Below are 17,083 nucleotides of genomic sequence, written 5' to 3'. Positions count from 1 at the left end.
TGGTCAGCACCCGAATCAGGGTGAGACACACTGGGAAAAAGCACCCATAACGATCAGGTCGGGCCCGTCAACGACGAAAGGGTCTGCGATCAGCATTGCTGCTGGTCACAGACCCTTTCGGTCGTGTGGCGGCGCCAGGATTCGAACCTGGGAAGGCTGAGCCGGCAGATTTACAGTCTGCTCCCTTTGGCCGCTCGGGCACACCGCCGGGGTTCGCTGCCTGTCGAACCGCCTTTCGGCGGTGCTCCGTGGCAACGACGTAAACAATACCCGATGGGGAGGGGTGCTTCGCCACCCGATTGATCGCCACTCGGGGGGCGGCGGGTGGCTAGGCTTGTCCGGATGCGGCCGAGGACCCCTGCCGGGCCCGGCGGCCGCCGTTGTACGCCGGTACGGAGCCGACACGCGGCCCGACACGCACCCAGATACAAGGAGCCACAGGACATGGCCGACTCCAGTTTCGACATCGTCTCGAAGGTCGAGCGGCAGGAGGTCGACAACGCCCTCAACCAGGCCGCCAAGGAGATCTCGCAGCGCTACGACTTCAAGGGCGTGGGTGCCTCGATCTCCTGGTCCGGGGAGAAGATCCTCATGGAGGCCAACTCCGAGGACCGGGTGAACGCCGTCCTCGACGTCTTCCAGTCCAAGCTGGTCAAGCGTGGCATCTCGCTGAAGGCCCTGGACGCGGGCGAGCCCCAGCTCTCCGGCAAGGAGTACAAGATCTTCGCGTCGATCCAGGAGGGCATCTCCCAGGAGAACGCGAAGAAGGTGGCCAAGCTGATCCGCGACGAGGGCCCCAAGGGCGTGAAGGCGCAGGTGCAGGGCGAGGAACTGCGGGTCAGCTCCAAGAGCCGGGACGACCTGCAGACCGTGATCTCCCTGCTGAAGGGCCAGGACTTCGACTTCGCCCTGCAGTTCGTCAACTACCGGTGAGCCGCTGAGCGGCAGGGCCTAGGGAGGGCGGGCACCGGCGGTGTCCGCCCTCCCTAGGCTCCCTCGGCTGTGGGCAACCTCGCGGCTGTGGAGAAGACGGTCTACCAGCCGGTCCGCTGGGTGCCGGCGGTCGCGGTGAACGGCTGGTCCGTCCGTACGATCTCGCGTCCCATCGGCAGCAGCGAGACCGGGATCAGCTTGAAGTTGGCGATGCCCAGCGGGATGCCGATGATCGTGACGCACAGCACGACGCCGGTGACGATGTGGCCGATGGCGAGCCACCAGCCCGCGAGGATCAGCCAGAGCACGTTGCCGACGCACGAGGGCGCTCCCGCGTCGCGGCGCTCGACCGCCGTGTACCCGAAGGGCCACAGCGCGTAGACGCCGATGCGGAAGGCCGCGATGCCGAACGGGATTCCGATGATCGTGACGCAGAGCAGTACGCCCGCGAGCAGGTAGCCGAGGAACAGCCAGAAGCCGCTGAGCACGAGCCATATGACGTTGAGGATGGTCTTCACTGCTGATGACCTGCCATCTTTTCGAGTCGGGCGATTCGCTCCGCCATCGGCGGATGGGTGGAGAACATCTTCGACAGACCCTGTCCGGGGCGGAAAGGGTTCGCGATCATCATGTGACTGGCGGTCTCGATCCGGGGCTCCGGGGGCAACGGCAGCTGCTTCGTCCCCATGTCGAGCTTGCGCAGGGCGCCGGCGAGGGCGATCGGGTCGCCGGTGAGCTGGGCGCCGGAGGCGTCCGCCTCGTACTCCCTGGAGCGGCTGATCGCCAGCTGGATGACGGTGGCGGCGAGCGGACCGAGGATCATGATGAGGAGCATGCCCAGCAAACCGGGTCCGTCATCGTCGTTGGAGCGTCCGATGGGGATCAGCCAGGCGAAGTTGACCAGGAACATGATCACCGAGGCGAGGGCGCCGGCGACGGACGAGATGAGGATGTCGCGGTTGTAGACGTGGCTCAGCTCGTGTCCGATGACACCGCGCAGCTCGCGCTCGTCGAGCAGGCGCAGGATGCCCTCGGTGCAGCACACGGCCGCGTTGCGCGGGTTGCGGCCGGTCGCGAAGGCGTTCGGCGCCTCCGTCGGCGAGATGTACAGGCGGGGCATGGGCTGGCGGGCCTGCGTGGAGAGGTCGCGGACCATGCGGTACAGCGCCGGGGCCTCGAACTCGCTGACCGGGCGGGCCCGCATCGCGCGCAGGGCCAGCCTGTCGCTGTTCCAGTACGCGTACGCGTTGGTGCCCAGGGCGACGAGGACGGCGACGACGAGCCCCGCTCGGCCGAAGAAGCTGCCGATGACGATGATGAGCGCGGACAGTCCCCCGAGGAGTACTGCGGTCCTGAGCCCGTTGTGCCGGCGGTGCACGGTACGCCCTCCAAGTGGTGCAGCAGGGGAACCCTTTGCTTGCTGGTGTCGCTCGCTGTGGTTGCTTCCTGGTCTCCGACGCCACCGGTGGCGTGGCGTCACGTCCAGTGGACCCTTCTGTACTGGTCAACGCCAGGCGAGGGCCGCCAGTTCCCCGGCGCCCTCGGCGGCGCGCCTGCTCCGTACGGGTGAGGGCGGGGGGAGCGGCACGCGCGCGTGGCGGTCGTCCGCCGCCCGCGCGCGTGCGCGGGCGGCCGCTGCTCAGAAGAGTCCGGTGTCGGCGAAGCGCAGGATGAGCTGGGGTGCTCCCGAGAGCGCCACGGCGAGGACCGCGGCCACGGTGATCGCGGCGGTGAGGGGCGCGGGCACGCGGTGCTTCTCCGCCGCCTCCGCGGGCGTCCGGAAGAGCAGGGCCGTCCATTGGAGGTAGTAGAACAGCGCGATGACGACGTTGACCGCCATGACGACGGCCAGCCAGCCGAGTCCCGCGTCGACGGCCGCGGAGAAGACGGTGACCTTGGCGAACAGGCCGATGATGCCGGGCGGCAGTCCGGCCAGGCAGAGCAGGAAGAAGGCCAGGAGGAGCGCCGTCAGGGGGTTGGACGCGTACAGGCCCCGGTAGTCGGCGACGCGGTTGCGGGACCTCGTACGGCCCACCAGGGCGGCCACCGCGAAGGCGCCGAGGTTCACCGCCGCGTACATCAGGGCGTAGGCGACGGTGGAGCCGATGGAGCGTTCGGGGTCGTCGGAGTACGCGGCGGCGGCGATCGGCACCAGGAGGTAACCGGCCTGGCCCACGGACGACCAGGCGAGCAGGCGTACCGCGCTGTACGCGCGCGTGGGCCGCTGGCGGAGGGCGCCGACGTTGCCGACGGTCATGGTGAGCGCGGCGAGGACGGCGAGGGCGGGGCCCCAGACGTCGGCGTAGGACGGGAGGGCGATGACCGTGACGAGGATCAGGCCCGTGAAGCCGACGGCCTTGCCGACGACCGACAGGTAGGCGGCGATCGGCAGCGGCGCGCCCACGTAGGTGTCGGGCACCCAGAAGTGGAAGGGCACGGCGGCCGTCTTGAAGGCGAAGCCGACGAGGGTGAGGACGACGCCGGTATGGGCGAGCGTGGTGAGCTGCCCGTCGACGTCCGGGACGCGTTCGGCCACCTGGGTGAGGTAGAGGGTGCCTGTGGAGGCGTACACGAAGCTGATGCCCATGAGGCTGACCGCGGTCGCGGTGACCGAGGACAGGAAGAACTTCAGGGCCGCCTCGGAGGACCGTCGGTCGCCCTGCCGCAGGCCCACGAGGGCGAAGGCGGGCAGGGAGGCGACCTCCAGGGCGACGACGAGGGTGGCGAGGTCGCGGGAGGCGGGCAGGAGGGCGGCGCCGGCGGCGGAGGAGAGCAGCAGGAACCAGAACTCGCCCTCGGGGAGGCCGCGGTTCGCGTCCTTCACCGCGGTGACCGACAGCAGGGCGGTCAGCAGGGCTCCGCCGAGGACCAGGAACTGGACGGCGAGGGTGAAGGTGTCCGCGGTGTAGCTGCAGACGTCGGCGTCGCCGGTCAGGCAGAAGGTCGAGCGGTCGTCCCCCACCAGGGGCAGCAGCATGAGCGCGGAGGCGGCGAGTCCGGCGACCGCCACCCAGCCGAGCAGGGCCTTGCGGGTGTCCTTGACGAACAGGTCGGCGACGAGGACGACGAGTCCGACGACCGCCGCGATGGTGGGCGGCGCGATGGCGAGCCAGTCGACGGACTGGACGAGGTTCTGGGCCAGCGGCTGCGCCGCGGACCCGGCGAGCGACTGGGCGGCCGGGGCGCTCATCGGGTGCCTCCTGAGAGGAGCTGCTGCACGGCCGGGTCGGTCAGCCCCAGGAGGGTCCTGGGCCACAGTCCGGCGACGACGGTGAGGACGACGAGCGGCGTCCAGGCGGCGAACTCGTACGTGCGCACGTCGGTGAGCTTCGGGGCTTCCCGCGGGACGGCGCCCATGCACACGCGGCGGACCACGATCAGCATGTACGCGGCGGTCAGCAGGGTGCCGAACGCGGCGACGGCCATGAAGGTGAGGAAGGCGGGACGGCTGAGGTCCTCGTGGGGGTCGAAGGCGCCGAACAGGGCCAGCATCTCGCCCCAGAACCCGGCCAGCCCCGGCAGGCCGAGCGAGGCGACCGCGGCGAAGGCCAGCAGGCCGCCGAGGCGCGGTGCCTTGCCGTACAGGGCGGCTCCGGTCTCCTCGGCGAGGGTGTCGAGGTCGGTGGTGCCGGTGCGGTCCTTGAGCGCGCCGACGACGAAGAAGAGCAGGCCGGTGATGAGGCCGTGGGCGATGTTGGCGAACAGCGCGCCGTTGACGCCGGTCGGGGTCATGGTGGCGATGCCGAGCAGGACGAAGCCCATGTGGCCGACGGAGGAGTAGGCGATGAGGCGCTTGAGGTCGCCCTTGGCGCCCTTCCTGGCGAGGGCCAGGCAGGCCAGGGAGCCGTAGACGATGCCGACGACGGCGAGCGCGGCGAGGTAGGGCGCGAAGGTCTGGAAACCCTCCGGTGCGACCGGGAGGAGGATCCGGACGAAGCCGTACGTGCCCATCTTCAGCAGGACACCCGCCAGCAGGACCGAGCCGACGGTCGGCGCGGCGGTGTGGGCGTCGGGCAGCCAGCTGTGCAGCGGCCACATCGGGGTCTTGACCGCGAGCCCGATCCCGATCGCCAGAACGGCGATGACCTGCACGGATGTGGTCAGCGACCGGCCGTTGTCAGTGGCGAGTGCCACCATGTCGAATGTGCCCGCGCCGAGCCCGACCAGGAGCAGGCCGAGCAGCATGACGACGGAGCCGAGGAGGGTGTAGAGGATGAACTTCCAGGCCGCCCCGGCCCGTCCCTCGCCGCCCCAGCGGGCGATGAGGAAGTACATCGGGATGAGGACCATCTCGAAGGCGAGGAAGAACAGGATCAGGTCGAGGACGGCGAAGGTCGCGAGGGTGCCGGACTCCAGGACGAGCAGCAGTGCGACGAATGCCTTCGGGCTCGGGCCCGTCGGCATCTTGCGGTACGAGTAGAGCGCGCAGAGGAACGTCAGCAGCGCGGTCAGGACCAGCAGGGGGAGGGAGATGCCGTCGATGCCGAGGTGGATGCGCACGTCGAGTGCGGGGATCCAGCTGATGTCCGTGCTGGCCTGCATCTTCGACGGACGGTCGTGGTCGAAGCCGAGCACGAGGACGATCGCGGCGATGAGGACGGCGCCGGTGACGGTGACGCCGTGCCGCAGGACGGCCTGGTCGGGTGACTTCCCCTTCAGCCCGGGCGGGGCCGGCAGGAGAGCGGCGGCGGCGCCGAGAAGCGGGCCGACGACGAGGAACGCCAGAAGGAACTGCATCACGGACTCGTTGATATCGATCACGCCTGCTCACGCTCCCGAGGCGACGAGGACGGCGGCGACCGCGAGGACGACGGTGCCGGCGAGCAGCGCGCTCACATAGGTCTGCACATTGCCGGTCTGGGCCCGGCGTACGGCGGTCCCGAGCCATCGGGGCAGGGTGCCCGCCGCGCGTACGTAGGTGTCGACGACCTCGCGGTCGAGGAACCGGACGAGGCTCGCGCCGGCCTGGACCGGCCGGACGAGGAGCGTCGTGTACACCGCGTCCAGGTGGAAGCCGACGGCCGCGTGCCGGTGCAGCGGGCCCAGCAGGAGCCGTCCGGGATCCGACGGGTCGGGGGCGTACGCGATGTCTCCGTAGGCGGGCGTGTGGCTGGCGATGGCCTCGGCCTCCACCAGGGCGGCGTCGCCCTCCGGGTGGGCCGCGACCGCGCCCAGCGGGGTGCGGGGCGCGAGCGCCGTGGTGTGGCGCCAGGCCGCATAGGTGACGATGCCGCCGACCAGGGCCACGCCCGTGCCGAGCACGGAGGTGGTGAGCGTCGGGGTGAGGTCGTGGCCGTCGAACCAGTCGGGCAGCAGCCGGAAGGCGAGCCCGCCGAGGGCCAGTGACGGGATCGCCAGCACCCAGAGCACGGCGTTCATGGCCAGCGGCTGCCTGCCGTGGTCGGGGGCCTCGGCACCCCGTCCGCGGAAGGCGAGCAGCCACAGGCGCGTCGCGTACGCGGCGGTGAGCAGGGCCGCGACCAGCCCGGCGACGAGGACGGTCCAGCCCGCGGCACCGGGAGCGTGCTCGGTGTGGCCGGTGGCCACGTGCTCCGCGACGACGAGGACGGACTCCTTGGAGAAGAAACCGCTGAAGGGAGGGATCGCGGCAAGGGCGAGCAGGGCCACGGTCATCGTCCAGTACGCGTCGGGCACGCGGTCGCGCAGGCCCCGCATGCGGGACATGGCGGCCAGCGAGTTGGTGCCGGCCGCGTGGATGATCACGCCGGCAGCGAGGAACAGCAGCGCCTTGAAGGCGCCGTGGGTGAGGAGGTGGAAGACGGCGGCACCGCGGTCGCCGGCGGCCAGGGCGCCGGTCATGTAGCCGAGCTGTCCGATGGTCGAGTAGGCGAGGACGCGCTTGATGTCGTCCTGGGCGAGCGCGGCGAGCGCCGAGCCGACCATCGTGATCGCGGCCATGACGGCGAGGACGACCATCGCGGCGCGCGAGGCCTGGAAGAGCGGGAGGAGCCGGGCGACGAAGTAGACACCGGCGGCGACCATCGTCGCGGCGTGGATCAGCGCGGAGACGGGCGTCGGGCCCGCCATCGCGTCGGGAAGCCAGGTGTGCAGGGGGAACTGCGCCGACTTGCCGGCCACACCGGCCAGGAGCAGCAGGGCGATCAGTGTCGGGTGGTCGAGCGAGCCGTTCGCCACCGCGCCGAGGATCTTGGTGATGCGGAAGGAGCCGGCCTCGGTGGCCAGCGCGAGCAGGCCGATCAGGAAGGGGACGTCGCCGAGCTTGGTCACCAGGAAGGCCTTGAGGGAGGCCGCGCGGGCCTCAGGGGTCTCCCAGTAGTGGCCGACCAGGAAGTACGAGCAGATGCCCATGATCTCCCAGCCGACCAGCAGCACCATCAGGTCGCCGGAGTAGACGACGAGGAACATGGCGGAGGTGAACAGGGAGACGAGAGCGGCGTACGAGGGGTAGCGCGGGTCGTCGCGCAGGTAGCCCGTCGAGTAGATCTGCACGCAGGTGGCGACGCAGCCGACCAGGACGGCGACGAGGGCGGCGAAGCCGTCGATGTGCAGGGCCAGTTCGACGGGGACCGACCCGGTCGGGGTCAGCTCCGTGACGGCGTCCACCGCGCGTCCGCCGCCCTGGCGGGCGGCGACCAGGACGGCGAGGACGAGTGCCGCCAGCGTCGGGAGGACGGCGAGCGGACGGACGAACCCGGGCGCCCCGCGGCCCAGCAGGAGGCCGGCGGCCGCCCCGAGGAACGGGAGGAGGGGGACGAGTACGGCGAGGGTGGTCGTGGTCACGCGGTGGCCTCAGCCTTCTCGGCGGCCGTCCCGGTCGCGGGGGCATCGGTGTCGGGGCCGTCGGCACCCTCGTCGTCGGGGCCCTGGTCGTCGGGGCCGTCGTCGTCGGGGCCCTCGGCGGTGTCGCGGAGCTTGTCGATGTCCGAGGTGCCGCGGTTGCGGTGGACGGCGAGCACGATCGCCAGGCCGATGCCGATCTCGGCGGCCGCGATGGCGATCGTGAACAGGGTGAGGGCCTGACCGGAGTGCAGCGTCTCCTCGGCGGCCTTGCTGAGCCAGACGTCGAAGGCGACCAGGTTGAGGTTGACGGCGTTGAGCATCAGCTCGACCGACATCAGGACCAGGATCGCGTTGCGGCGGGCGAGGACGCCGTACAGGCCGGTGCAGAACAGGAGGACGGAGAGGACGGCGGGATAGGCGAGGTGCATCAGCGGACACCGTCCTTGCCGGGACCGTCGGCGCCGGCCGGATGGGTCGGCTTGGACTTGCGGGACAGGACGATGGCGCCGACGAGGGCGGCGAGGAGGAGGACGGAGAGGGCCTCGAAGGGGAGGACCCAGTTCTGGAACAGGCTCGCTCCGGTCACGGCGGTGGAGCCGGCGGCCGGGCCGTCCAGGTCGATCCAGGTGGTGCGGAAGGCGTCGACGACGACCCAGACCAAGGTCGCGGCGGAGGCCACGGCGACGGCGAGGGCGGCCCAGCGATTGCCGGAGTCGGCGTCGGCGGACCTGCCGATCGGCGCCCTGGTGAGCATCAGGCCGAACAGGATGAGGACGACGACGGCACCCACGTAGATGAGGACCTGCACCCAGGCGATGAACTCGGCGGTGAGCAGGAGGTACTCGACGGCGAGGCCGCCGAGGGCCACCACCAGCCACAGGGCGGCGTGGACGAGCTGCCGGGTGGTGACGGTGACGATCGCGGCGCCGAAGGTGACCAGGCCGACTAGGAGGAAGGCGATCTCGACGCCGGTCGGGGAGAGGAAGCCGTGGGATTCGGCGGCGGTGGTCGTGGTGCCCGCGGCGAGGTGGCCGACGGTCGCGACGGTCGCTGCGAGGGTCATTCCCGGCCCTCCTGTTCCGGCTGGTCCGGCTTCGGCCGGCTGGATCCCGGTCGGTCCGGCTTCGGTCGGTCCGGCCTCGGCTGGTCCGTCTGTTGGGCGGAGGCGCCCGTCGGGCGGGTGGGCCGTTCGGCGGCTCGGGCCTGTTCGTCGGCGTGCGGCTCGGTGGGCGGGGCCGGCTCCTGCCGGGCGGCCAGCTTGTCGGCGGTCTTGCGGGCGGCGGCGAGTTCCTTCGGTTCCTCCGCGCCGGGGTCGAGGGCGGGCGGGGCCGGCACGGTCCACATCCACTCACGGAGCTTGTCGCGTTCGTGGGTGAGGTCGCGGATGTCGGTCTCGGAGTACTCGAACTCCGGGGACCAGAACAGGGCGTCGAAAGGACACACCTCGATGCAGATACCGCAGTACATGCACAGGGAGAAGTCGATGGCGAAGCGGTCGAGGACGTTGCGGCTGCGGTCGCGCCCGCCGGGGGTCGCCGCCGGGACCGTCTCCTTGTGGGAGTCGATGTAGATGCACCAGTCCGGGCACTCGCGGGCGCACAGCATGCAGACCGTGCAGTTCTCCTCGAACAGGCCGATCACGCCGCGGGTGCGGGGAGGGAGTTCGGGCTGGGCGTCCGGGTACTGCTCGGTGACCGTCTTCTTCGTCATCGTGCGGAGGGTGACGGCCAGGCCCTTGGCCAGGCCGCTGCCGGGGATGGGGGCCATGGTTACGCGATCACCACCTTGACGACGCCGGTGAGGGCGATCTGGGCGAGGGAGAGGGGGACGAGGAGGGTCCAGGAGAGCTTCTGGAGCTGGTCCTCGCGCAGACGGGGGTAGGTCACGCGCAGCCAGATCACGACGAAGGCGAGGACGGCCGTCTTCAGCAGCGTCCACACCCAGCCGAGCCCGTCGGCGCCCCAGGGACCGTGCCAGCCGCCGAGGAAGAGGACGGTGGTCAGGCCGCACAGGACGACGATCCCGGCGTACTCGGCGAGGAGGAACAGGGCGAAGCGCAGGCCGGTGTACTCGGTGTAGGCGCCGAAGATGATCTCCGAGTCGGCGACCGGCATGTCGAACGGGGGGCGCTGCAGTTCGGCCAGTCCGGCCACGAAGAAGACGATCGCGCCCACGATCTGCCAGGGCAGCCACCACCACTCGAAGGCGTCGAGGATGCCGACGAGCGAGACGGTGCCGGCCGCCATGGCCACCGAGGCCGCCGTGAGCAGCATCGGGAGTTCGTAGGCGAGGAGTTGGGCGGCGGTACGCAGGCCGCCGAGGAGGGAGAACTTGTTGGCGGAGGACCAGCCGGCCATGAGTGAACCGAGGACGCCCACGCCCATCACCGCGAGCACGAAGAAGATGCCCGCGTCGACGACCTGGCCGACCGCGCCCTCTCCGGGGCCGATGGGGATGGCCAGCAGGACCAGGAGGTACGGCAGCAGGGCGACGGCGGGAGCGAGCTGGAAGACGCGGCGGTCCGCCTCGGCGGGGACCACGTCCTCCTTCTGCGCGAACTTCACGCCGTCCGCGACGAGCTGGGCCCAGCCGTGGAAGCCGCCGGCGTACATGGGGCCGAGGCGGCCCTGCATGTGGGCCATCACCTTGTGCTCGGTCTGACCGACGATCAGGGGGAGGGTGAGGAAGACGACGAAGACGATCAGGAGGCGCAGGGTGACGTCGAGCGCGTCGTTCACTGCCGGCCTCCTGGGGTGTCGGTATCGGGCGCCGCGTCGTCGGTGTGGTCTCCGGGTTCCGGCTGCGGCTGCGGCTCAGACCGCGGCTGCGGCTCGGCGTCCGGGGTCGGTTCCGGTCGCGGTTCCGTGTCGCGGCGGGACTCGGGCTCGGAGTCGGGTTCGGGCTCGGGCTCGGGGGTGTCGAAGGCAGGCCGGGCGTGGTGCCATGGGGCGTCCGGGCTGCGCGGTGCGGAGGGGGCCGGTTTCGGCTCCGGTTCCGTGGCGCGCCCTGACCGGCCCGCGTCGCCACCGGCGGGCGTGCCGGGGGCGGCGGTCGGCGTGTCCGGCGCGGAGGCGGGCCGCTGGCTCGCCGAGCCCTCGGACGCGCTCCGGGTACGTCGGGCGGGCCTCGGTTCCGCGCTGCCGGACTCCGCTGCCCGCTGCGACGCCGAACCCTCACCCGCGCTGCGCGCACGCCGGGCCGGCGGAGCGGCCGAAGGCTCCCCGGCCTGGGGCCCTTGACCGGCCGGGGCCCCTTGACTGGCCGAGCCCTCCGCCGCCGTACGCGAACGGCGAGGAGCGACCGGAGCGTCGCCGCCGGGTGGGGTCTGGCCGGCGGAGCCCTCCGCCGCGGTGCGGGTCCGGCGGGCCGGGCGTTCGCCCGCCGGGCGGCCCGCTCCGCGTGCCGGGCGGGCCGGAGCGGGCGGGAGCTGGCCCTTCAGCGGGCCCCATTCGTTGGGGTCGGGGACGCCCGGCGGCAGCATCTGGCGGCGCCGGGGGCCGCCGTGGTCGGACTCGCCCGGCTCCTTGGCCCCGGGCCAGGCCTTGGCCACGCGGGCGGCGAGGACGAAGTCCTTGCGCAGGGGGTGGCCCTCGAAGCCTTCCGGCAGGAGCAGGTGGTCCAGCGCGGGGTGGTCCTGGAAGTCGACGCCGAACATCTCGTGGGTCTCGCGCTCGTGCCAGGCGGCGCCCGCGTACACCGCGACGGCGGTGGGCAGGGCCGGGGCCTCGTGCGGGACGGTCGTACGCAGCAGCAGCCGGCGTACGGGGCCGAGGGCCACGACGTGCGCCGCGACGCGGAAGCCCGTGCCGGGTTCGTCGACCGCGCTCAGCCAGTCGAAGTACGTGCAGCCCAGCCGGTCGCGGGCGGTCTCCAGGGCGGAGATCCAGGACCCCGGCGGGACGTCCACGGTCAGGACGTCGTACGACTCCTCGGCCGTGGCGTCCGTACCGAAGAGTTCCCCGGCGCCGGCGGGCAGCCAGCCGACCGCGGTCATCGGGCCTCCCCCGGGTCCGAGGCCCCGGCGGAGTCCGGCGCCGCGTCGGGGGCCGGCGGCCGCACCAGGCCGCTCCGCAGCGCGGCCGTCGACGGCCGGGGCGACGTGCCGTACCGCTCCCCCAGCGACTCCCGGGCGATCTTCTCCTGGAGCTTGAGGATGCCCTGGAGCAGCGCCTCGGGGCGCGGCGGGCAGCCGGGGACGTAGACGTCGACGGGGATGATCTGGTCGACGCCCTTCGTCACGGAGTAGGAGTCCCAGTAGGGCCCGCCGCAGTTGGAGCAGGCGCCGAAGGAGATGACGTACTTCGGCTCGGGCATCTGCTCGTACAGGCGCTTGACGGCCGGGGCCATCTTGTCGGTCACCGTGCCGGAGACGACCATCAGGTCGGCCTGGCGGGGGCCGGGCGCGAACGGGATGACGCCGAGCCGGATGAAGTCGTGGCGGGCCATCGACGCGGCGATGAACTCGATCGCGCAGCAGGCGAGGCCGAAGTTGAAGACCCACAGGGAGTACCGGCGGCCCCAGTTCAGGACGACCTTCATCGGCTCGGGGGCGAGGCGTGCGAGGGCGCCGAGCCGCTTGGGCTCGGGGAGCAGCACGGGCTCCGCGGGGCTTTCGGCAGGGTTCACGTCCATGACAGGACGCCCTTCTTGTATGCGTAGAGCAGGCCCACGGCGAGGAAGCCGAGGAAGATGAACATCTCCACGAGGGTCGTCGCTCCGTAACCAGGATCGGCGAAGACCGTCGCCCAGGGGAAGAGGAAGATCGAGTCGACCGCGAAGATGACGTAGAGGAACGCGTAGACGTAGTAGCGGACCTGGGTGTGGGCCCAGCCCTCGCCGACGGGGTCGACACCGCACTCGTACGTCAGGAGTTTCTCCGGCGTCGGGACCACGGGCCGCAGCAGGCGGCCGGCGCCGAAGGCGACGGCGACGAAGAGCACGCCGACGACGGCGAGCAGCCCGACGACGGAGTAGGACTGGAAGTAGTCCGCCGCGAGGCCGACGGTCGCGTCGGCGGCGGAGACAACGGGCACATCGCCGGCGGTCACGTCGCCGACGGTCGGTTCCGGCACGTCCGTCCCTCGCTCCCTGTCACTACAAGTGCCACTGCACTGCGCACTGCCACTGCCACTGCCACTGTCCCGAGCGCCGCTGTTCGACGATCTGTACGCACGGTACGCACGGGAGTCTAGGGCCTGATAAAGAGACGGTAAGCAGCCCGTCGCACCTTGGGACGCGGGGTGGGGTTTTCCTCAGTGCGTCCCGGCGGCCCACCTCATGGCGCGGTGCGGCGCGGCACGGCACGCTGACTCGTATGACCGAACGCCTCTCGACACCGCTCCCCGGCGGGACCACCGGCACCGTGCCCGGTGACCGCCCGCCGCCGGCCCGGTTCGCCTACGACCGGCACACCTGGAAGGAGATCGCCCACCTGCTGGCGAATCTCCCGGCGTCGCTGCTCGGATTCGTCTACGTCCTGACGATGCTGTTCACCGGTGCCATGTTGACGGTCACGGTGATCGGTTTCCCGCTGCTCGCGGCCGGGCTCATGGGCGCGCGGCAACTGGGCAAGCTGGAGCGGGCGCGGGCCCGGGCCCTGCTCGGGGTGCGGGTGGACGAGCCGAGCCGGCTGCCGTTGCGGGGCGGTGGCGGATTCTTCGCGCAGTTGTGGATGGCGCTGAAGGACCCGGTGGGCTGGCGCACGGTCCTGTACGACTTCATCCGGCTCCCCTGGGGCATCCTCACCTTCGTCCTCACGCTGGTGTCGTTGTTCGTGCTGTGGCCGGTGCTGCCGTTCATCGCGCGCGGGCTGGCCAACGCCGACCGGGCGATGGTGCGGGCGCTGCTGTCCCCGTCCGACGAGCTGGAGCGGCGGATCGCCGAACTGGAGTCGGACCGGGGGGTCGTGGTCGACACCGCGGCGGCCGACCTGCGGCGCATCGAGCGCGACCTGCACGACGGGGCGCAGGCGCGCCTGGTCAACCTGGCGATGGGGCTGGGGCTGGCCAAGGAGAAGCTGCTGGAGGACCCGGACGCCGCGGCGGCCATGGTCGACGAGGCGCACGGCGAGGTGAAGCTGGCGCTCCAGGAGCTGCGGGACCTGGCCCGGGGCATCCATCCCGCCGTCCTGACCGACCGCGGCCTGGACGCGGCGCTCTCCTCGGTCGCCTCCCGCTGCACCGTGCCGGTCAAGGTGACCGTCGACCTGACGGAGCGTCCCGCGGCGGCCATCGAGGGCATCGCGTACTTCACCGTCTCGGAGCTGCTCCAGAACATCAGCAAGCACAGCCGGGCGAGGTCCGCCTCCGTGGAGGTGTGGCGGTCGTCCGACCGGCTGCTCATACAGGTCGAGGACGACGGCCGCGGGGGCGCGCGCCTCGACGGCGGTACGGGGATGAAAGGGCTCGCCGACCGGCTGAACGCGGTCGACGGTCTCTTCGTCGTCGACTCGCCGGAAGGCGGCCCGACGGCGGTCACGGCCGAGCTGCCGTGGCGGGACCGCACGGCCGCCGACGCCCCCTCCCACGCGTCCGGTGGCACGAGGTAGCCACGGAGCGGCCGGAGGGGTGGGGAAAACCCCCCTTCCGAGACGCCGACGGGCCGCATGGCCCGTACCGGCGCGGCCGAGGAGGGTGGAGTTACGACAGCACAGCCGTAGGACGAGGAGAAGGACGGCACCGATGGCCACGGATTACGGACAGACTTACGGGTTCGGGGGCGACACCGCCGCGCGACGCCACCGGCTGCCGGCGGGGCTGCGGGCACCGTTCGAGGGGCGCAGCTGGCGGGAGTTCGGCTACGTCCTGCTGGGTCTGCCGATCGGCATCCTGCTCTTCACGTACGCCGTCACGATGGTGTCGCTGGGGGCGGGCCTGCTGGTGACGTTCCTCGGCGTTCCGGTGCTGGCGGCGGCCCTCGCCGGGTGCCGGGGCTTCGGCGCGATGGAGCGGGCGCGGGCCCGTGGCCTGCTGGGGCTGCGGGTGGCCGACCCCGAGCCGCTGCGGCTGCGGAAGCGGGGCGCGATGGGCTGGATGGGAGCCGTCCTCAAGAGCGGCACCTCCTGGCGGAGCCTGCTGTACTCGGTGCTGCAGTTCCCGTGGGCGGTGTTCTCGTTCGTCGTCGCCGTGAACTTCTGGGTGGTCGGATGGGCGATGCTGACGTACCCGCTGTGGTTCTGGGTGTTCCCGATGTACGCCGGCCAGGACGGGCTGCAGCTGTACGGCGACGAGACGCACCGGATCTACCTGGACAACCCCTTCGAGATCACCGTCACCGCGCTGGTCGGCCTGCTGTTCACGCTGGCGACGCCGTGGATCGTCCGGGCGCTGACGACGGTGGACCGGGTGATGGTGCACGGGCTGCTCGGGCCGTCGCGGCTGGCCACGCGGGTGGTGGAGCTGGAGTCGGACCGGGGGGTCGTGGTCGACACCGCCGCGGCCGACCTGCGGCGCATCGAGCGCGACCTGCACGACGGGGCGCAGGCCCGCCTGGTCAACCTGGCCATGGACCTCGGGCTGGCCAAGGAGAAGCTGAAGGAGGACCCGCGGGCCGCGGCGGTCATGGTCGACGAGGCCCACGGCGAGGTGAAGACGGCCCTCCAGGAGCTGCGGGACCTGGCCCGGGGCATCCACCCCGCCGTCCTGACCGACCGCGGCCTGGACGCGGCGCTCTCCTCGGTCGCCTCCCGCTGCACCGTGCCGGTGCGGGTGGAGGTCGACCTGTCCGAACGGCCGGCGTCGGCGATCGAGGGCATCGCGTACTTCACGGTGTCGGAGCTGCTCCAGAACATCAGCAAGCACGCCCGGGCCACGTCGGCCGCCGTGGAGGTCTGGCGGGTGGAGAACCGGCTGATGCTCCAGGTCGTGGACAACGGCGTGGGCGGAGCGGACGTGTCGGCCGGGTCGGGCCTGGCCGGGCTGGCGGAGCGGCTCGACGCGGTGGACGGGATCCTCGTGGTGGACTCGCCGGCCGGAGGCCCGACGCGGGTGACGGCGGAGCTGCCGTGGCGGAGCGAGCCGACGACCAGGTGAGCCGGACGGGGCCGCCGCGCCCCACCGCGCCCGCCGCACCGGCTGCGCCCGCCACACCCGCCGCGCCCGCCGCCGCGGAACGCCGGCTGCACCGAAGCCGTCGCCCGGTCACCTTCCCCCCGGCCCGTCGACGTGCGCGAAAACCGGCCATCGAGTGGCCGGACCCGGACTGACGCCCCGCTCTTCCCGCTCTCTTCCCGCTCTCTTCCCGTCGCCCCTCGGCATCCGGCCGCCGATGCTGGAATGCTGGACCACGTCGCACGGACGGTTCGTGGACGCGGCGTGGGCCGCGCGGGCCGTGGGGTGGACGGGCTGTGGGGGGCCGAGGAACGTGGAGGACAGGGTGCGGGTGGTCATCGCCGAGGATTCAGTACTGCTCAGAGAGGGGCTGACCCGGTTGCTGACCGACCGCGGGCACGAGGTCGTGGCCGGTGTCGGCGACGGCGAGGCCTTGATCAAGACCATCACCGAGCTGGACGCGCAGGGCGAGCTGCCGGACGTGGTGGTGGCGGACGTACGGATGCCGCCGACGCACACCGACGAGGGCGTGCGGGCCTCGGTGCAGTTGCGCAAGGCGCACCCGGGGCTCGGCGTCCTGGTGCTGTCCCAGTACGTGGAGGAGCGCTACGCCACGGAACTGCTGGCCGGTTCCAGTCGCGGCGTCGGCTATCTGCTCAAGGACCGGGTGGCCGAAGTGCGGGAGTTCGTGGACGCGGTGGTGCGGGTCGCGGAGGGCGGGACGGCGCTGGACCCCGAAGTGGTCGCGCAGTTGCTCGGGCGCAGCCGCAAGCAGGACGTGCTCGCCGGGCTCACCCCGCGGGAGCGGGAGGTGCTGGGGCTCATGGCCGAGGGGCGGACGAACTCCGCGATCGCGCGGCAGCTCGTCGTGAGCGACGGGGCCGTCGAGAAGCACGTGAGCAACATCTTCATGAAGCTGGGGCTGTCCCCGAGCGACGGCGACCACCGGCGGGTTCTCGCCGTCCTCACGTATCTCAATTCCTGACCCGGGCGGCCCGTCCCGAGGAAGCGAGGGACGGGCCCGTGAGCCGGCCGGTCATCCGAACGAATGAGAGGCCGAAGCGCGGACAGGGTGCGCCCACACGAGTGCCCAGGGGCGGGGAAACCGTGGAACGCCGGGTCGGCGGGCCCTCTCGAGGTCGTGTCCATCATGCGAATGTCCACCGGAAGTCAACCCCTGCGGACGTAGGGTTGATCCTGGGATGGTCGGTGGGAGACCACTCCCCGGACAGCCGCCTCGAGGGAGGTCCACTTCAGTGACCAGCCAGGTCAGCAGCCCAGCGGAGCAGGCCGACGGAACCGTCGTAGGAGAGCAGCGCAAACCGGTCGGGGCGAAGGAT

At 71.7% G+C, this 17,083-nt stretch carries 16 protein-coding genes and 1 tRNA gene; 4 read left to right on the top strand and 13 right to left on the bottom strand.

Annotated features, from left to right (window positions below):
* Window positions 1-126 precede the first annotated feature (126 nt).
* Window positions 127-208 (bottom strand) — tRNA-Tyr (locus ACFIF2_RS08750).
* 236 nt (window positions 209-444) lie between these two features.
* Here ACFIF2_RS08750 and ACFIF2_RS08745 point away from each other — a divergent pair.
* Complete coding sequence (locus ACFIF2_RS08745) at window positions 445-933, top strand: YajQ family cyclic di-GMP-binding protein (protein WP_395571973.1); 489 nt, start codon at window positions 445-447, stop codon at window positions 931-933.
* Window positions 934-1,034: 101 nt separating this feature from the next.
* Here ACFIF2_RS08745 and ACFIF2_RS08740 read toward each other — a convergent pair whose 3' ends face one another.
* From ACFIF2_RS08740 to ACFIF2_RS08685, 12 genes are all read right to left on the bottom strand, one after another.
* Window positions 1,035-1,451: a YccF domain-containing protein gene (locus ACFIF2_RS08740; RefSeq protein ID WP_395571972.1), complete on the bottom strand. Its 417-nt coding sequence runs from the start codon at window positions 1,449-1,451 to the stop codon at window positions 1,035-1,037.
* A complete protein-coding gene (htpX, locus tag ACFIF2_RS08735) occupies window positions 1,448-2,311 on the bottom strand; it encodes a zinc metalloprotease HtpX (protein ID WP_395571971.1) in 864 nt (287 codons plus the stop codon). Before htpX ends, ACFIF2_RS08740 begins: the two co-directional genes overlap by 4 nt.
* A gap of 261 nt (window positions 2,312-2,572) precedes the next feature.
* Window positions 2,573-4,123 (bottom strand): NADH-quinone oxidoreductase subunit N, encoded by a 1,551-nt coding sequence (locus ACFIF2_RS08730; RefSeq protein ID WP_395571970.1) that lies wholly within the window; start codon window positions 4,121-4,123, stop codon window positions 2,573-2,575.
* Complete coding sequence (locus ACFIF2_RS08725; RefSeq protein WP_395571969.1) at window positions 4,120-5,694, bottom strand: NuoM family protein; 1,575 nt, start codon at window positions 5,692-5,694, stop codon at window positions 4,120-4,122. The genes ACFIF2_RS08730 and ACFIF2_RS08725 overlap by 4 nt, the downstream gene beginning before the upstream one ends.
* Window positions 5,695-5,700: 6 nt before the next feature.
* A complete protein-coding gene (locus ACFIF2_RS08720) occupies window positions 5,701-7,695 on the bottom strand; it encodes an NADH-quinone oxidoreductase subunit L (RefSeq protein WP_395571968.1) in 1,995 nt (664 codons plus the stop codon).
* Window positions 7,692-8,123: an NADH-quinone oxidoreductase subunit NuoK gene (gene nuoK / locus ACFIF2_RS08715; protein WP_395571967.1), complete on the bottom strand. Its 432-nt coding sequence runs from the start codon at window positions 8,121-8,123 to the stop codon at window positions 7,692-7,694. The genes ACFIF2_RS08720 and nuoK overlap by 4 nt, the downstream gene beginning before the upstream one ends.
* The gene (locus ACFIF2_RS08710; RefSeq protein WP_395571966.1) at window positions 8,123-8,758 is read right to left on the bottom strand and encodes an NADH-quinone oxidoreductase subunit J; all 636 of its coding nucleotides are present in this window, start codon (window positions 8,756-8,758) and stop codon (window positions 8,123-8,125) included. The genes nuoK and ACFIF2_RS08710 overlap by 1 nt, the downstream gene beginning before the upstream one ends.
* Window positions 8,755-9,462 (bottom strand): 4Fe-4S binding protein, encoded by a 708-nt coding sequence (locus tag ACFIF2_RS08705; protein ID WP_395571965.1) that lies wholly within the window; start codon window positions 9,460-9,462, stop codon window positions 8,755-8,757. The genes ACFIF2_RS08710 and ACFIF2_RS08705 overlap by 4 nt, the downstream gene beginning before the upstream one ends.
* A gap of 2 nt (window positions 9,463-9,464) precedes the next feature.
* Window positions 9,465-10,433, bottom strand: a complete 969-nt coding sequence (locus tag ACFIF2_RS08700; RefSeq protein ID WP_395571964.1) for an NADH-quinone oxidoreductase subunit H — start codon at window positions 10,431-10,433, stop codon at window positions 9,465-9,467.
* Complete coding sequence (locus ACFIF2_RS08695) at window positions 10,430-11,689, bottom strand: NADH-quinone oxidoreductase subunit C (protein ID WP_395571963.1); 1,260 nt, start codon at window positions 11,687-11,689, stop codon at window positions 10,430-10,432. Before ACFIF2_RS08695 ends, ACFIF2_RS08700 begins: the two co-directional genes overlap by 4 nt.
* Window positions 11,686-12,327, bottom strand: a complete 642-nt coding sequence (locus tag ACFIF2_RS08690; RefSeq protein ID WP_395571962.1) for an NADH-quinone oxidoreductase subunit B — start codon at window positions 12,325-12,327, stop codon at window positions 11,686-11,688. The genes ACFIF2_RS08695 and ACFIF2_RS08690 overlap by 4 nt, the downstream gene beginning before the upstream one ends.
* On the bottom strand, window positions 12,318-12,767 hold the full coding sequence (locus ACFIF2_RS08685; RefSeq protein WP_395571961.1) for an NADH-quinone oxidoreductase subunit A: 450 nt from the start codon (window positions 12,765-12,767) through the stop codon (window positions 12,318-12,320). Before ACFIF2_RS08685 ends, ACFIF2_RS08690 begins: the two co-directional genes overlap by 10 nt.
* 242 nt (window positions 12,768-13,009) lie before the next feature.
* On the opposite strand from ACFIF2_RS08685, the gene ACFIF2_RS08680 reads away from it, so the two are divergent.
* The 3 genes from ACFIF2_RS08680 to ACFIF2_RS08670 all read left to right on the top strand — a co-directional run bounded on the left by ACFIF2_RS08680 (window position 13,010) and on the right by ACFIF2_RS08670 (window position 16,728).
* Window positions 13,010-14,242: a sensor histidine kinase gene (locus ACFIF2_RS08680; protein WP_395571960.1), complete on the top strand. Its 1,233-nt coding sequence runs from the start codon at window positions 13,010-13,012 to the stop codon at window positions 14,240-14,242.
* Between the two features lie 133 nt (window positions 14,243-14,375).
* Entirely contained in the window at window positions 14,376-15,725 is a 1,350-nt protein-coding gene (locus tag ACFIF2_RS08675) for a sensor histidine kinase (RefSeq protein ID WP_395571959.1), read from the top strand.
* 331 nt (window positions 15,726-16,056) lie between these two features.
* Window positions 16,057-16,728: a response regulator transcription factor gene (locus ACFIF2_RS08670; protein WP_121748685.1), complete on the top strand. Its 672-nt coding sequence runs from the start codon at window positions 16,057-16,059 to the stop codon at window positions 16,726-16,728.
* Window positions 16,729-17,083: the final 355 nt, after the last annotated feature.

This window comes from Streptomyces sp. BK79, from assembly GCF_044142145.1.
Classification (GTDB): Bacteria; Actinomycetota; Actinomycetes; order Streptomycetales; family Streptomycetaceae; genus Streptomyces.
This window is presented reverse-complemented; position numbering and strand designations above follow the sequence as displayed.

Bases quoted from the DNA above. Each gene is read 5' to 3' on its own strand.
- ACFIF2_RS08680 (WP_395571960.1), top strand. From the start codon at position 13,010: ATGACCGAACGCCTCTCGACACCGCTCCCCGGCGGGACCACCGGCACC.
- ACFIF2_RS08675 (WP_395571959.1), top strand. From the start codon at position 14,376: ATGGCCACGGATTACGGACAGACTTACGGGTTCGGGGGCGACACCGCC.
- ACFIF2_RS08710 (WP_395571966.1), bottom strand. From the start codon at position 8,758: ATGACCCTCGCAGCGACCGTCGCGACCGTCGGCCACCTCGCCGCGGGC.
- ACFIF2_RS08730 (WP_395571970.1), bottom strand. From the start codon at position 4,123: ATGAGCGCCCCGGCCGCCCAGTCGCTCGCCGGGTCCGCGGCGCAGCCG.
- ACFIF2_RS08695 (WP_395571963.1), bottom strand. From the start codon at position 11,689: ATGACCGCGGTCGGCTGGCTGCCCGCCGGCGCCGGGGAACTCTTCGGT.
- nuoK (WP_395571967.1), bottom strand. From the start codon at position 8,123: ATGCACCTCGCCTATCCCGCCGTCCTCTCCGTCCTCCTGTTCTGCACC.
- ACFIF2_RS08745 (WP_395571973.1), top strand. From the start codon at position 445: ATGGCCGACTCCAGTTTCGACATCGTCTCGAAGGTCGAGCGGCAGGAG.
- ACFIF2_RS08690 (WP_395571962.1), bottom strand. From the start codon at position 12,327: ATGGACGTGAACCCTGCCGAAAGCCCCGCGGAGCCCGTGCTGCTCCCC.
- ACFIF2_RS08705 (WP_395571965.1), bottom strand. From the start codon at position 9,462: ATGGCCCCCATCCCCGGCAGCGGCCTGGCCAAGGGCCTGGCCGTCACC.